Below are 14,662 nucleotides of genomic sequence, written 5' to 3' on the forward strand. Positions count from 1 at the left end.
TGACCACTATAGAATAAGTTGCCGCAGAATCCCAGTGCAAAATGTTCAATTACATTCTGTTTGAATCTTAATATGCGAGCATAATTTTCGCTTGACAGCTCACAATTCAAGCCACTAATATGAACCACAGTGTTTCACATATAAAAATACCATTAACACAATCAAGGTGAGCGAAATGAGTGAATCAAACGCTACGGGAGAGGTTTATTGGGACCCCTATCGTCCCGATATCAATCTGGACCCCTACCCCTACTTTAAGCGCCTTCGTGAGCAAGCGCCGCTGTACTACAACAAAGAATACGACTTCTATGCCTTAAGTCGTTTCGACGATATCAATAAGTACTTCTCTGACACCACGACCTTCAGCTCAGCGCGAAGCGATATCATGGAGTTCATCAAGGAAGACGATCTGGAAATTCCAGATGGCATGTTCATTTGGCATGATCCCCCGCGCCACACTTCTTACCGCAACATCGTGACAAGGGTATTCACACCGCGCCGCATGAACGAGCTTGAATCAAAGATTCGGGCCTACTGTGCGCGCTGTCTCGACCCGATGATTGGTGAGACCAACTTTAATTTTATTGACGACTTTGGCGCGCAACTACCCGGCGGCGTTATTGGCATGCTGCTCGGTATTCCAGACGAAGACCGCGACATCATTCGTGATCGTATTGATAATTCTTTGCGCACAGAATCCGGCAAACCAATGGAAAGCTCGCAAAGTAGCTATCAAGGTGAAGGCTTTGAGGACTATGTTGAATGGCGCAAAAACAATCCATCTAATGACCTGATGACGGATCTATTAAACGCTGAATTCACTGATCCCGACGGTGTGAAGCGCAAGCTGACCACCGAAGAAGTATTAATATTCATCAACGTCATTGCCGGCGCAGGGAATGAAACCACGTCTCGACTGATTGGCTGGACAGGTAAACTGCTAGGCGATCATCCAGATCAACGTCGTCAAATTGCCAAGGACTTAAGCTTAGTCCCCGCCGCAATTGAAGAAATTTTGCGCTGCGAACCACCGGGACCATCAGTTGCTCGCTACGTGACTAAAGACGTTGAGATTCACGGGCAAATTGTTCCGGCTGGCGCTGTCATGCAGTTCATCCTTTCTTCGGCCAATAGAGATGAAAGTCGCTTTGCTGATGGTGAAAAATTTAATATTCACCGCGAAGGATCTCCGCATATAACCTTTGGTCGCGGCGTACACGCTTGCCTCGGCGCAGCACTTGCTCGCGTAGAGGGACGAGTTGGACTTGAAGAAATGCTAAAACGGTTCCCAGATTGGGAACTCGATATGGCCAATGCGGAAATGTCTGCCTCATCCACAACACGCGGCTGGGATAGCTTGCCTGCATTCCTTCGCTAAATATTAAATAAGGGTTATCTTTGTGGGTACCCCTTATTTAATGAGGTAAACTGCACGCTGATTAAACAACTGCAAAAACCTTGCGAATTTTCAGCGCAGCGTGAGCAAAGATTGAGAGCGGAATACAAATGGCAAAGATAAAATTTATTGAGTTCAGCGGCAAAGAACATGACGTCGAAATTGCTAACGGCACATCTATTATGCAGGCGGCACTAGACGAAAATGTAAGAGGTATTGTTGGCGATTGCGGCGGCTCATGCTCTTGCGCCACCTGCCATATCTATGTCGATGAGTCTTGGCTGGATAAGATTGAAGTGAAAAGCGAAATGGAAGAAATTCTATTAGAAGAAGTCTGTGATCCACAGGACAACAGTCGCCTTTCCTGCCAGATTATCGTTAGCGATGCACTGGATGGCATGGTGTTGCGCGTTCCAGAAAAACAGTTTTAATTCTAGAAACACGCACGCTTTACTATCTCGCAGCCCGACCCTGGATTTTCTTTGGTCGGGTTTTTAATACCCCGTCCTCGTAGTAGCGGCTCGACACCAGCAAAAGTACACACCCGATAACACCCAAACCAAGGCTCACCAGCAGGGCATAGCGAATGGCCTCTAGGCCAAATTGTGGGCTAAAGTAATCGCTCAATATACCGACCACCAAAGGCCCCAAGCCGGCCCCAACAATATTTACCACAAACAGCATAATTGCCGACGCAGTCGCCCTCATTCGCAACTTTGCCAAGGCCTGGTTCGCCGCATACATCGCGGGAATATAAATATTTAACAATACATAAAATGGGGCAAAAAATAGTAGCGAAACCGTCGGCGATGTCGTTAACAAAAACACCGCGCCTAAGGGAAGACCTAACAAGGTAATCCAAACCGGTACTTTAATACCTAAATGCAGCGATTTTACGCTGACTTTATCGACCAGTAGGCCACCGAATATAGTGCCAACACTACCGCCAACGCCGACTATTAGCCCCATCCACTGACCAATTCGAATTGGCGACATACCGTGCACACGGCCAAAAAATTCGTAACCCCACATAAGCACCGCGTAACCCGTCAAGGACACCAGCGAGAAGCCCAACATAAGCAGGACCCAGCAGCGACTGGCCATCAAAAAGTGCAGGGTTTCTTTGAGCGTTGACGTCGAATCGTCCTTCGCGCCAACTTCTGAATATCCTCGCGGCGGCTCCTTAACCGTGAATCGCAACACCAGAGCAAGTAAAATACCGGGAGCACCCACCACAATAAACGCGGTACGCCAGTCAAAATACTCTCGCAAATAGCCGCCGCCCAGGTAAGCGATACCAGATCCGACAAACGCACCAGACGCATAAACTGCCAGTGCGGTTGCCCGTCGATTCAAAGGGAAATAATCTGCAATCAATGAATGCGCTGGCGGCGACCCAGCCGCCTCACCAACCCCCACCCCAACGCGCGCAATCGCTAGCGTGGCAAAGCTTCTTGCCAAACCAGACAACACCGTCATCGCGCTCCAGACTGCCAAGCCCAAGGCGATAATATTGCGCCGATTACCGCTGTCCGCCCAGCGGGCAATAGGGATTCCCACCACGGTATACAGCAATGCAAAGGCAAACCCAACCAGCAAGCCCATTGCGGTGTCGGAGACGCCAAACTCTTCTTTAATCGGGCCAATAAATACCGACATAATCTGCCGATCTACGAAATTAAAAACGTAAACGACAAACAAAATTCCCAGTACATAATTAGAGTAAGCCGAGGAACTACGAAACTCGGTGTCACCGCTAACTTCTTCCAGCTTGCCATCCTGCGTCATATTATTCTTCTTATTTCTCGCAAATCATTTATTTATCGCCCTGATCAGACAAGGCGTGATCTCGGCGACATCGTCTTAATTTCTTTAGCAAACAAGTGGGCAACCTAGCAGCAGGATTGCCCAAGCCCCACAAGCTAGGTAAAGTGTCGTGTGCTTTACCATGTGTAATTCAATTTTCCAGATAGCGACACCAATGCAACAAAAAAAAATATTCCGTCCCCATTATTCCACAACCACTGATGCCAGGGTTATTCAAACCCGCGACGCCTTGCGCAATGCATTTCTTGAACTCTTAAACGAAAAGACTTATGAGCAAATAACCATCCGGGAAATTACGGCGAAAGCGAGCATTGGTTACACCACGTTTTTCAGGCACTACCCCAGCAAAGAAGAATTACTCGACACCGTCGCCTTCGATGAAATTGCCACCCTGATAGATTTGGCCATAAACGCCTTGGGCTCCAGTGACACCCACGCCGCCGCAACGACCTTATGCGGCTACGTGGGCGAGCACCGCATTTTGTGGCGAACCCTGCTTACCGGTGGCGCCTCTAGCCGACTGCGGGAAGAGTTTGTTCGCATCGCCCGCGAAATCGCCGCGGCCTGGCACAACGAGAATCACTGGTTACCCGCCGACCTCGGCGTCATTGTGGTCTCTAGCGGCACGATTGAACTACTCGCCTGGTGGTTAGGACAGGAAGAACCCATGCCTGCCAACCAGCTTGCTGAAATTTATGAGCGTATCGTGATAAATCCCGTCATCAAGGCGAACAACACCACGCTCTAAATCAGATTTTTATCCAACATGTCCTGAAGCTGCGGAAACTCTTCATTTTCCAATACACCATGTAAAAATAGTCGTACCACTTCGTGCCGCATTCTACGCGCCATCTCCTGGCGATCACGCTTACTATCAGCATGCGCCTCAACCCACAGCGGCCAGACAAAATAGCCCGACAGCATGAGCACCGACAGCACTTCAACGTCAATACCTGGCTTGCTGGATTTGGTTTTTGCCAACTCTTTAGTCGATGCCTTGAATTGTCTAAAAAAAGGATCCTGACTCGGGTTGGCAGAAGACAAAACCTCGAATAACCAAATTCGGCACAGCGCTGGGTTATCGACCGCAAAATTCACCAAGCGGCTCACAACCTCAACAACCGGACGCTCCGAGTTACCTATCCACTGACCTTCGTCATCAACCTCAATACCGCTGAATACAATGCTCGATAAATATTCGCCAACAGAGGCGATTGAGGCTTTAACCAGCTCGTCGCGGGTGCCGAAATGCTGATAAGCGGTGCCGCGATTAATACCAGCAAGGTTGGCGACCCTGGATAGACTCAGCGCCTCAGGCCCTCCAGATGCCAACACCGTGCGTGCGGCTTCCAGAATAGCCTCTCTCGTTGCCGCCTTATTGCGCTCCCTTGCCACACACACCCCTTAACTAATCACCATCGTTGATTTATACTACCAAATAGTGCAGCGTGTTCAAGATAATGTCAATCACATCAATAAGGTAAGCACGCGACATAAATGAGTAGTTTTTAATACAAAGCAGAATTTGCCCATTAGAGGCATGCCTGCGATACATCGTCATGGCAAAGTTGTAATAGGAATCACTATGAAAGTCACACCCACAGCAAGACTCTCACCACTGATGCCAGATGAGTGGAATAGCGAAGTCCTCGACGCCTTAGGCGCTTTTCCGAGCAGCCGCGACTTTGTATTAAAACAGTGGAAAGAAAAAACCGGTGATGGTCGCGGCAGCCACACGCTGGGATTGTTCGCGCACTACCCTGCGCTCGCAAAAGCGTTTCTGACCTTGAACAAACATGTTGCCGTAGACAGCACACTCAATGTTCGCGATCGAGAGTTGATTATTCTGCGAACAAGTTGGCTAAAGAAGTCTGAATACGAGTATGTTCAGCATCTCATTCTCGGCGCAAGAGCGGGTTTGCAGGAGGAAGATTTTCTGCGTATTCAAATTGGTGCAGACGCCGAGGGCTGGGACGCCAAAGACGCAACGCTAATTCAAGTTGTCGATGACTTACATCACCACTCAAAAATTAGCGCAGCAACGTGGGCGCGGCTAGAGCCGCACTACAGTCACCAACAAGTGTTAGACATGATATGTTTAGCGGGCTATTACGAAACCTTAGCGAAAGCGATTAATAGCTTTGACGTACCGCTTGAAGAGGGCTGCAAGTCCATTGATGACGAAACCCGCGCCCGAATGATGAAGTAACTGGAAATAGCAGATATGATTTTATCAACTGACTTCACCAATAAATATCTGCCACAAGTTTAAAAAATTTATCAGCATTTGCAGCTGAGTACGCGCACTTTCGCAGCGACTGAATCGCGGATCACAGCGATCTTTCACCGTCGCGAGATTAGGTATCTCCCGTAGAATAAGTGCAGGGGCATCCATAAGCCAAGACAAACCCATCACCAGCGCGCTACCGACAAGATCTTGCTTAAGCCGCGTATGCGTTAGCAGCGGACCGCCAGCACGGCGATACTCGTCGATAAACATCGCAAGTAAATTATCCAGATCTTGCTCCCAGAGCTCAGATTCAGCAGCACTCAATGCTCCCCAAAGCGCCAAGCCGATATTCATTTGACTCACGCCACCCCAGTCCATCAAACCGCAGCGAAGCTGACCCGCGCTGTCAGACCAAAACCACGCGTTATCGATATTGGCATTCCAATGCATCAGTGCGATGTAATCCCCAGGCTGACTAAGCTGGGTCTTTATTGTTTTCTCCTGACTAAGAATATGGGGCAAAGAATTTCGCAGTAATTCTATACACGCTGGCTGAGTAAATTTAGCGGGTAGAAACTGAGGATAAGCTTTGGCAAAATCCGCTAGTTTTTCTAGCCGGCGCTGCAGTTGCGCCTCGGTATACCGAATCGGTGCCGCGAATGATTGTGATTCTGGACGATAGGGAAACAAGGCTTCCGCCGCCGCTAATTTCTCAGACTTTTGCGCGCCAGCCAACTGAGCCAAAGCTTTAATAATAGCTTGATAATGCGCTAATACTTGGGGAATAGTGTAGTCCAAGCACTTCTCATAAAGCGGCTCAATACCATCCCGCCCAAAACCAACACACTGATTAATAATGATTCCCGTACCTGAGGCGAGATGATAATCAGCGAAATAGCAACGGGGGACCGCAATGGGAAAATCCGGACTATTGGACAGCAGACCGAGTTTAACCTCAGCCTCTAATTGCGTTTTAGCCGCGTCGCGAATCGGATCAGAAAAGTCTCGCGAAAATTTCACAAAAATTCGCCGATCCATTGTTTTGGGTGGCCGCGCAAACTCCAATTCAAGTATCACTTTCTGGCCGGTGCTACCACCCAGACACGGCTCACAGCCAGCAATACCCGCTATGGCATTGCCGTCTTCCAAAGTGCCAGCAGCCGACATTGCACGATTAAGAAAGTCCACACCACCGAGCATTAGCGCATCGATATCTGCGGGAATATCGACTCCTAAAAAATCGCCCCTTAGCCACTGGCCTTTCGCTACCACACACAAAACCTCGGCACGTAAATTTCAAACAACAAATGCACTACTGTCACTGCCGTCTATTTCCTTTCGGCAAGCAATGCTTCCCTACTGAGGTACTTGGTCGTAGACCAGCCGCCGTCCAGGGCAATCGTCTGTCCATTAATATAAGCACCAGATTCACTGGCAAGAAAATAAATAGCATTCGCAACATCGGCAGTGGTGCCTTCGCGATGAAATGGCGTCATTTCATGATTCAAACGTCTAAAGGGCTCAGCCATCCACGCAGCATCTGTCATTTCGGTGCGAATAACGCCGGGGGCGACTAAATTTGTTCGAATACCATCTGCACCGTATTGCGCCGCCATCGTTTGGGTCAATCCCACCAAGCCCGCCTTAACTGCGCAGTACGCACCGCCGTCTAAACCACCCAAGCTGCCAAATACCGACCCTACGTTAATAATCGACGCACCTGACTTCATCACGGCCAAGGCTTCGCGGCAAAACCGAAACGGGGCTTTCAAACTAATATCAATGACTTCGTTAAGAATGGCATCGGTGGTTTCATGCACCGGCGCCCAGGTTCCCGCACCGGCATTATTGACTAAACAATCCAGCCGACCAAAGGTTGCCATAGCCAACTCAACGGCCTGCTTTGGGGTATTTTCTGCTGTCACATCTGCTGCCAAAATAGCGACCTTAGCCACACCGGATAATTCACCTGCCAAAGCCTCTAATCGCTCTTTGCGCCGCGCTACCACCACCAGATCAAAACCACCCTCGGCAAATTTCCTGGCGACCGTGTCACCTATTCCCGAGCTCGCGCCAGTAATCAGCGCAACCGGCCTCTGTGTAGACTGCCCCATAACCTACCCCTTAAAGTTATTTACTATTTTATAGTTTTGGAAATCTGCGCCCAGCTCAAAAACGCCTTCACCCGCCAGATTCCCAACCTCATTATTTTAAAGCATGACGGTAATAAAACATTTGCGGCGGATAATGTCCGTATGCTTTTACCGACAATGCAGCTACAGGCATATCCCTTCTCCTACCTGGACTACTCAGCGAAGCTAGAGCTGCGTTAACTGTATAAAGGCTCACACGACAAGTCGGGAAGGGTTTCACCGGAAGTCCTTATTATTAGCCTCATCGTAAAGCGCTCCGCATAGGCTGACCGCAGATACAAATAGAGAAGCCCCCATGTCATACGAACTCAATAATAAACTCGCCGCCAAACGGCCGGCACTAACTACCAGTGCCAATATCGATGCGGTCACTGCCAGTATTATTCGCGGCGCTATGGAGACGGTTTGTTTCGAAGCCGCAACCCATCTTGGGCGGGCGGCGTCTTCACCTATCATCAATCAGTCCAATGAGCGCAACGCCAGTATTATTGACGCCAACGGCCGACTTGCGTCTGGCTCCATTGGTACGCCACACCTCACCTTTGTTTCACAACTTACGGTGCGCTATGGCATAGAGCATTTTAAAAATTACGACTGGGGCCCAGGCGATGTTTTCCTCGGCAACGACCCCGACTACGGCGGCGGCCACCTCCCCGACTACAATGTCTATGCGCCGGTCTTCGACGAGAATGGCGAGCTCATTATGATCCAGGCTCTGCAGGCTCACCAGGGTGACACCGGCGGCAAGGACCCGGGCGGATTCACCTTGGAAGCCACCGATATTTTCACCGAAGGCTTGGCAATCCCCTGTATAAAATTGGTACATCGCGGCGAAAAACGCCGTGACATTATTCATCTGTTAGAGCGCAATAATCGCTTCGCCTCCTTCGCTGGCGACCTCGCCGCCATGATTAGCGGCGTGCAACTTGCGACTCGTCTGTTACAAGACATTATTAACAAATGGGGGGCTGATACGGTTAAAGCCGCCATCAACTACAATATTGACCACACCGAACAACGCTTTCGCGAAGAGGTTAGCAAGTGGCCTGACGGCGTATATGAGGCGGATGTTTTTATTGACCACGACACCGTGGGCACCAAAGACATAAAGGTTCATGTTGCCTGCAAAGTCGCCGGCGACCAGCTTACCGTAGACCTCACCGGCACCGATGACCGACCAGAATTAGTGGGTGTGTGGAATACCTTCGCCAATAGCCGCAGCTATGTCATGGTGCAACTCGCCGCCGCCGTTGACCCCAGTATTGTCAAAAACGAAGGCATGTTTCACGCCGTCGACATTATTGCTCCCGAAGGTACCATTGCCCATCCGCCACCAAATAAGCCTGCCGCGCTAGGTTCATTCCATCCCGCCTGCGAAATTACCGAGGCGGTTTGTATTGCTCTCTCTGCCGTTGTACCCGAGCGCAGCGCACCCCAGGTGTACAAAATCGGTATGCCAAACGCGGTTATCGGTTTTGATGAAATGGGTCAAATGTGGATGGACCAAGGGGTCGACTCTCGCTCTATGGATGTCTCTGCGGTGCAGGGCATCGACGGTTGGGGCTCCTGCCCTAACGCCCTTGGCAGCTTGCTGCTATCTCAGGCCGAAGACGCCGAAGCGCGCTTTCCCGTCATCAATATTAGTCGAGAAATGACCACCGACGCCGGCGGCGCCGGGCAATGGCGCGGCCAGCCCGGTAGCCTGAATGTAAAGAAAGTATTAAAGCCCACCATGGCCATGGCCTGGATGGTGTCAGCCGCTCACCCAATGCAGGGCATCTGCGGTGGCGATCCCGCCAGCCCCTATGAAAACCATTTTGAAGTGGGTACAGAGCGAGAATATAAAATCGAGCGCACAGTGCAGGCCCAACTTCCGGAGGGCGCAGTCATCGCCTATCAGCACGGCGGTGGCGCGGGCTTCGGCTCGGCACTGCTGCGCGACCCAAATATGGTGAAAGAAGATGTACTAGACGAATACGTCAGCGTCGACGCGGCAAAATCACGCTACGGCGTGGTGCTTACCGGCTCGCTTGAAAATTACGATTTGCAGGTTGATACCACTGCAACAGAGACCTTACGAAAGCAAATGCAAGCACAGCGCGAAGGAGCGAAATAATATGAACTATCGCGTTGGGATTGATATTGGCGGCACCTTCACCGACTTTGCGCTGCTTAAAGGCGACGAAGTCATTCTCCACAAAAACCTCAGCACCCCTGAAGACCGTTCGCTGGGTGTTATGCAGGGCTTAGGCATTCTCGCCGAAAAGGAAGGCTTATCACTGGCCGAGTTTTTAAAACAGTGCGACGCCATTGTTCACGGCACCACCATCGCCGACAACACCTTAATTGAAATGAACGGCGCCATTACCGGCCTGATAACCACCGAAGGTTTTCGAGATGAAGTGGAGTACCGCCGCGGCTTTAAGGAAGATATTTGGGATCTGCGCTTAGCACCACCGGCCCAAATTGTGCAGCGCCGCCGTCGCATGACCGTGCCTGAGCGCACTCTGTTCGACGGCTCGGTATATAAAGAACTCGATGAAGATGCAGTGCGCGCCTGCTGTCTGCGCCTGAAAAAACAAAACGTTGAGTCAGTGGCGATCTCGCTCATTTTCTCCTTTATCAATCCCGCCCACGAAAAGCGTGTCGCGGAGATTGTCGCGGAAGAAATGCCCGGCGTGCATATTTCGGTATCACATGAAGTCCTGCCGCGCTCGCCGGAATACGACCGCACCAGCACCACCGTGGTCAACGCCTATGTGGCGCCCCGCGTTACCTCGTATTTAAATAGCTTGGTAAGCCGCTTAGAAAAGGCCGGCTATGACCGCCAGCTGATGGTGATGCAGGCCAGCGGCGGCGTCATGACCAAAGAGTATATTAAAGGCTCACCGATTCGGGTCTTGGCATCTGGCCCGGCGGGCGGCGTCATTGGCTCCGCCCATGTCGGCTCGGCAAAAGGCTATCCCAATCTACTGTGCGTCGATATGGGCGGCACGTCCTACGACATGTCCATGGTACTGAATGGCGACGCCCCCGCCGTCGCCGGCTGGAATATGCACCATCGCAACCTGGTCGGCGTGCCCATGGTTCAGGTTGAAACCCTGGGCGCTGGCGGCGGCTCAATCTGTCACGTCGCCAATGGCGAACTTCGCGTTGGCCCCGCCTCTGCCGGCTCTGACCCCGGCCCTATTTGCTATGGTCGCGGCGGCTCGCAGCCAACAGTGACTGACGCATTGCTTATGCTTGGCATTTTATCGACTGATGCAGGCTTTGCTGGCGGCAGCTTTAGTCTAAGTGACGACGGTGTAGAAACGGCCTTCGCCGCAATTGGCGAAGCCATGCAGTACAGCGCGGAAGACGCCGCCTTTGATTGCTGGCGAATGGTCAACGCCAATATGATTCAAGCGGTTCGCCGTACAACAGCTGGCAAGGGCATAGATCCCAAAGACATGGTCATGCTCGCCTACGGCGGCAACGGACCGGCATTTGCGGCGGTGCACGCCGAGGCACTGGGCATTCGCAAAGTGCTAGTACCTAAAGCCTCGCCGACTTTCTCGGCGCTGGGCACCTTGGTCGCCAAACCCAGCATAGACGAAGAGCGCTCGTTTATATGTCCAGCCGAAAGCCCGAATTTAGAACGCTTGAGCGCGCTGTGGCAGGAGCTTGAAGTACGTGCGGCGCACTACTTCAAGGAAGCCGGCTTCCCCGATCAGGTCATCGAGCGCAGCTACCAAATTAATATGCGCTATCGCGGCCAAAACTGGGCGCTTAATTTTAATATGCACACCAGCGTCGGCGGCAATGATCTGTCTTTTGTCGACGACAACTTCGGCACCCGCGCCATTGCCGCGTTCAACGCGCGGCACATGGAGGAGTACGGTCACATTCGCGAAGCGGAACTACCAGAAATTATTGGCGTACGCTTAACGAGTTCGGTAGATACACCGTCACCGGTCATCAAGTCTGGCTACCTTGCACGCAGCGAAGCAGCGACGCCAAGATCACATCGACGCGCGAATTTAGGTGAGGGATTTAAGGAAACACCTGTCTATGCAGGCGTGGACTTGCAGGCGGGGAATTCACTCGACGGACCGGCCATTATTCAAGAGACCTTTACCACTATCGTGGTGTATCCGGGGTGGCGAGCAGTGGTGGATGATGCGGGAGATTATGAGTTGCTGCGGAGCTAAATTAGATACTGCGAGTGCTGGGGGAGACGCTTGCTGGGAGTCGGTAGATGCAAAAGCCGGAACCCAGCATCCAGCGTAATAGTGGCCTGCTCCCTCGAACAGAACGGAGGAAATATATTGAAAGCCTTGCAGGAAAAAACCGTCTTCCCAGAGGCGAAAACCAGCACTATATCCATATACAATTTTTTCGGAAATGAATTAAGGTCTAACTTTTCACTAATGCTTGCGTTTTAAGCTAACCTAGAGAAATTGTGTCAGACCCGAATATCACTTAGTTAAAATCTTTGTCAGAATCGAAGTTCCGCCCCCCTTTGAGCTCACCAAGCATCGCAGAAATCCAATGGGAAAGCTCTTAGCGTCGGCTGTTTGAGGCGCAGCCGAGTTCCGACGCGTTTTCCCATTGGATTTTGAGAAGCACAGGGTAGCCGAAGGCCGAGTGACTGGGGGCGAACTTTCTTGCCTACTTCTTTCTTTCGTCAGAAAGAAGTAGGTCGCCCAGCAAGGCGAAATAGGGGCCTACAACAAAACCCCAAACCCGACGAAGTCGCAAATAAGAGCCTGACCAAACTCTTTAATTAAGATACTGCCGCCGATACTGTTTCGGCGTCACCCCCGTCCAGCGCTTAAACGCTCTGCCAAAACTGGACTGCTCTGAGTAGCCGAGATTAGCTGCCACGTCATCCAGAGAAAATTGATCTTGTTTTAAATAGGACTGTGCCAGCGACATGCGCTGCTCTTCCAGTAATTCAGAAAAACTCAAACCCGCTTCACTCAAACGCGATTGCAAGGTGCGCACCGACGTACCCAGCTTCTCTGCACAGCGCTCAATTGAGCAGCCACCCGATGCCAGCGAGCTGCGAATATAATCCTGCACACGATCGAGATCACTGTGTCGCGACGCCGCTTTGACTCGATCTAAATAGCCACCCAATAAGCGAAATAACAGCCGACTCGACGTCGCAATGGGTTGGTCCAGATAGGCAGCTGGAAAAGCGATAGCGTTTTCCGTTGCGGTATTGTGGAAACGACATCCCAGCTGACGTTCCAGCTCCTGAATATCGCGGTTACGCGCATCAACCCCTAAATTGACGTAGTTGGGCTGAAAGCCCTTGCCACCGATTTGCCGCAGCAATTTTATATTCAGCATCGCGGCCTGGTAGTTGGCCTGACTGTTTTTGCCTAAATCAGTACGCACACACCAGCGCAGTTCAGCGGTCTGACTGCCCTCCACCAGCTCGATAACCGTCGCGGGAGAGTGGGTAACGGGAATGTAATTGATAAAGCTCTGCAAGGCTTCGCGCATGGTCGACGCCGCCCGACATAGCGCCGTGACACAGCCGTAAATATCCGGCTCTTGTTGGCGAGCTAACTGCAAACCAAACAGCGGATCGTTCAGGCTGGTACTGCAGTATTCCAGCATGTCGACCATCGACTTGCAGTCGATATAGTGGTCGGGATCGCGAACAAAACGCGGGTCTATTTCGTGCCGTTCAAGAATGGCGCGGGGATCGGCACCCAAGCTGCGCACCAAGGGTGCGAACCCAGTCAAGTTTGCCACCCGCATTTGGCGTTCGCTGGGCATAGACTCTAGCGGGCCGTCTAAACTGTAAAAATTATTATCACCCATATCGGGTACTCCTATTGTGGAGGTCGCCTTTGCATCAACTGTACAGCCTACCACATCTACTGTCGCGAATTAAGCAACACTGGTGTGGAATATATACTACACTGCCAACTCGATTTTGCGCTGCGTAAGACCAGCTAATCGTCAAGTCCGCACAGAACCTTAAGCAATTGATTTTAAAAATAATACTGAGCATTCCGGAGTTACTATGATCGATATTGAAGAGTTGAAAGCCGAGGCAAGAAAGTTAATTCGCTATGAAAAAGATGAAGAGAATAAAATTGCCTACCTGACTTTTAACCGCCCGGAAGCACTAAATGCGACCACCGTGGGCATGCGTCAGGTGTACGCAGAACTGGTCTTTAAAGCCAATGTTGACGATGACGTTAAAGTACTGGTTATCCGCGGTGAAGGCGAACATTTGGGCAGCGGCGGCGATCTTGGCGAACAAGCTGGCATGTTCTCTGACGATGGCGAAGACATGTCACTTCTGCATGAATTCGGCATCAATGACCCCAGCGTAAAATACCCGCCAAAAGGGTCTTACCGCTTTTTGCACAGCATGACCGATCACTACGCCAAAACCGCGGCCGGCAACCGGCCACTGCAGGATTTTAAGAAAGTCAGCATCGTTGAAGCCAAAGGCTATTGCTACGGCTGGCACTTCTATCAAGCCGCCGACGCCGACCTGGTTGTTTCTTCAGACGAAGCCCTGTTTGGTCATCCGGCCTTTCGCTATGCGGGCTGGGGGCCAAGAATGTGGACCTGGGTCGAAACCATTGGCCTGCGCAAGTTTTCAGAAATGCTATTCACCGGTCGCCCCTTCACCGCCGATGAAATGGACAAATGCCAATTTATAAACAGCGTTGTTCCCCTTGAAAAGCTCGAAGCCGAAACCCTGAAATACGCGATGGCCTGCTCGCGCAGCAGACCGACCGATGTGGTTCAGGTACAAAAGACCTTTTTAGAAATGTACAAACAGTATCGCGGCGAATACATGGGCAGCCTGATGACCGGATTTGTCGAGGGCATGCTGCCAATGATGACCAACGACCGCAACCCTCAAGCGGGCGTCGGCGACGACACCTTCAACAAGGGCTTAAATAATGTCGTGAAAGATATTGATATGTCCTACCCACCAGAATGGCGGATGGGACGCTCGAATCGCAAGAAACCCTAAGCTGGCAGTGTGCCAGCTTTACTACATTTGCACTCCCGTCTACGCATACTGGATTGACGATT

The 14,662-nt window shown here is 51.2% G+C and carries 12 protein-coding genes; 7 read left to right on the top strand and 5 right to left on the bottom strand.

Translation table 11 applies throughout. From position 1 onward, the window contains the following. Positions 1-175: 175 nt before the first annotated feature. Entirely contained in the window at positions 176-1,378 is a 1,203-nt protein-coding gene (locus KXJ70_RS16975) for a cytochrome P450 (protein WP_219044741.1), read from the top strand. A 128-nt stretch (positions 1,379-1,506) separates the two neighbouring features. Beyond that, positions 1,507-1,827: a 2Fe-2S iron-sulfur cluster-binding protein gene (locus tag KXJ70_RS16980; RefSeq protein WP_219044742.1), complete on the top strand. Its 321-nt coding sequence runs from the start codon at positions 1,507-1,509 to the stop codon at positions 1,825-1,827. 22 nt (positions 1,828-1,849) lie between these two features. On the opposite strand, the gene KXJ70_RS16985 is transcribed toward KXJ70_RS16980, so the two are convergent. After that, positions 1,850-3,184 carry a spinster family MFS transporter gene (locus KXJ70_RS16985; protein ID WP_219044743.1) on the bottom strand — a complete coding sequence of 445 codons (1,335 nt, stop codon included), beginning with the start codon at positions 3,182-3,184 and terminating at the stop codon, positions 1,850-1,852. Between the two features lie 193 nt (positions 3,185-3,377). On the opposite strand from KXJ70_RS16985, the gene KXJ70_RS16990 reads away from it, so the two are divergent. Further along, positions 3,378-3,971: a TetR/AcrR family transcriptional regulator gene (locus KXJ70_RS16990; RefSeq protein ID WP_219044744.1), complete on the top strand. Its 594-nt coding sequence runs from the start codon at positions 3,378-3,380 to the stop codon at positions 3,969-3,971. Here the strand turns inward: KXJ70_RS16990 and KXJ70_RS16995 are convergent. Further along, positions 3,968-4,618: a TetR/AcrR family transcriptional regulator gene (locus KXJ70_RS16995; RefSeq protein WP_219044745.1), complete on the bottom strand. Its 651-nt coding sequence runs from the start codon at positions 4,616-4,618 to the stop codon at positions 3,968-3,970. The genes KXJ70_RS16990 and KXJ70_RS16995 overlap by 4 nt on opposite strands. 190 nt (positions 4,619-4,808) lie before the next feature. Between KXJ70_RS16995 and KXJ70_RS17000 the strand changes: the two genes are divergently transcribed. Beyond that, on the top strand, positions 4,809-5,432 hold the full coding sequence (locus KXJ70_RS17000; protein WP_219044746.1) for a carboxymuconolactone decarboxylase family protein: 624 nt from the start codon (positions 4,809-4,811) through the stop codon (positions 5,430-5,432). A 24-nt stretch (positions 5,433-5,456) separates the two neighbouring features. Here KXJ70_RS17000 and KXJ70_RS17005 read toward each other — a convergent pair whose 3' ends face one another. Both KXJ70_RS17005 and KXJ70_RS17010 read right to left on the bottom strand, forming a co-directional pair. Continuing rightward, a complete protein-coding gene (locus tag KXJ70_RS17005) occupies positions 5,457-6,725 on the bottom strand; it encodes a hypothetical protein (RefSeq protein WP_219044747.1) in 1,269 nt (422 codons plus the stop codon). Positions 6,726-6,781: 56 nt separating this feature from the next. Next, positions 6,782-7,567, bottom strand: a complete 786-nt coding sequence (locus KXJ70_RS17010; protein ID WP_219044748.1) for an SDR family NAD(P)-dependent oxidoreductase — start codon at positions 7,565-7,567, stop codon at positions 6,782-6,784. A gap of 334 nt (positions 7,568-7,901) precedes the next feature. Here KXJ70_RS17010 and KXJ70_RS17015 point away from each other — a divergent pair, with 334 nt between their 5' ends. After that, positions 7,902-9,722: a hydantoinase B/oxoprolinase family protein gene (locus KXJ70_RS17015; protein ID WP_219044749.1), complete on the top strand. Its 1,821-nt coding sequence runs from the start codon at positions 7,902-7,904 to the stop codon at positions 9,720-9,722. 1 nt (position 9,723) lies between these two features. Next, on the top strand, positions 9,724-11,796 hold the full coding sequence (locus tag KXJ70_RS17020) for a hydantoinase/oxoprolinase family protein (RefSeq protein ID WP_219044750.1): 2,073 nt from the start codon (positions 9,724-9,726) through the stop codon (positions 11,794-11,796). A gap of 571 nt (positions 11,797-12,367) precedes the next feature. Here KXJ70_RS17020 and KXJ70_RS17025 read toward each other — a convergent pair. Continuing rightward, positions 12,368-13,423, bottom strand: coding sequence for an AraC family transcriptional regulator (locus KXJ70_RS17025; RefSeq protein ID WP_219044751.1), 1,056 nt, complete (start codon positions 13,421-13,423; stop codon positions 12,368-12,370). A 205-nt stretch (positions 13,424-13,628) separates the two neighbouring features. Between KXJ70_RS17025 and KXJ70_RS17030 the strand changes: the two genes are divergently transcribed. Continuing rightward, positions 13,629-14,600, top strand: a complete 972-nt coding sequence (locus KXJ70_RS17030) for an enoyl-CoA hydratase/isomerase family protein (protein WP_219044752.1) — start codon at positions 13,629-13,631, stop codon at positions 14,598-14,600. The last annotated feature ends 62 nt before the right edge of the window (positions 14,601-14,662 follow it).

Origin of the sequence: Zhongshania aquimaris, assembly GCF_019312595.1 — a bacterium.
Classification (GTDB): Bacteria; Pseudomonadota; Gammaproteobacteria; order Pseudomonadales; family Spongiibacteraceae; genus Spongiibacter; species Spongiibacter aquimaris.

Coding starts and splice junctions, on each gene's coding strand:
- KXJ70_RS16975 (WP_219044741.1), top strand. CDS start 176: ATGAGTGAATCAAACGCTACGGGAGAGGTTTATTGGGACCCCTATCGT.
- KXJ70_RS16980 (WP_219044742.1), top strand. CDS start 1,507: ATGGCAAAGATAAAATTTATTGAGTTCAGCGGCAAAGAACATGACGTC.
- KXJ70_RS16985 (WP_219044743.1), bottom strand. CDS start 3,184: ATGACGCAGGATGGCAAGCTGGAAGAAGTTAGCGGTGACACCGAGTTT.
- KXJ70_RS16990 (WP_219044744.1), top strand. CDS start 3,378: ATGCAACAAAAAAAAATATTCCGTCCCCATTATTCCACAACCACTGAT.
- KXJ70_RS17000 (WP_219044746.1), top strand. CDS start 4,809: ATGAAAGTCACACCCACAGCAAGACTCTCACCACTGATGCCAGATGAG.
- KXJ70_RS17010 (WP_219044748.1), bottom strand. CDS start 7,567: ATGGGGCAGTCTACACAGAGGCCGGTTGCGCTGATTACTGGCGCGAGC.
- KXJ70_RS17015 (WP_219044749.1), top strand. CDS start 7,902: ATGTCATACGAACTCAATAATAAACTCGCCGCCAAACGGCCGGCACTA.
- KXJ70_RS17020 (WP_219044750.1), top strand. CDS start 9,724: ATGAACTATCGCGTTGGGATTGATATTGGCGGCACCTTCACCGACTTT.
- KXJ70_RS17025 (WP_219044751.1), bottom strand. CDS start 13,423: ATGGGTGATAATAATTTTTACAGTTTAGACGGCCCGCTAGAGTCTATG.
- KXJ70_RS17030 (WP_219044752.1), top strand. CDS start 13,629: ATGATCGATATTGAAGAGTTGAAAGCCGAGGCAAGAAAGTTAATTCGC.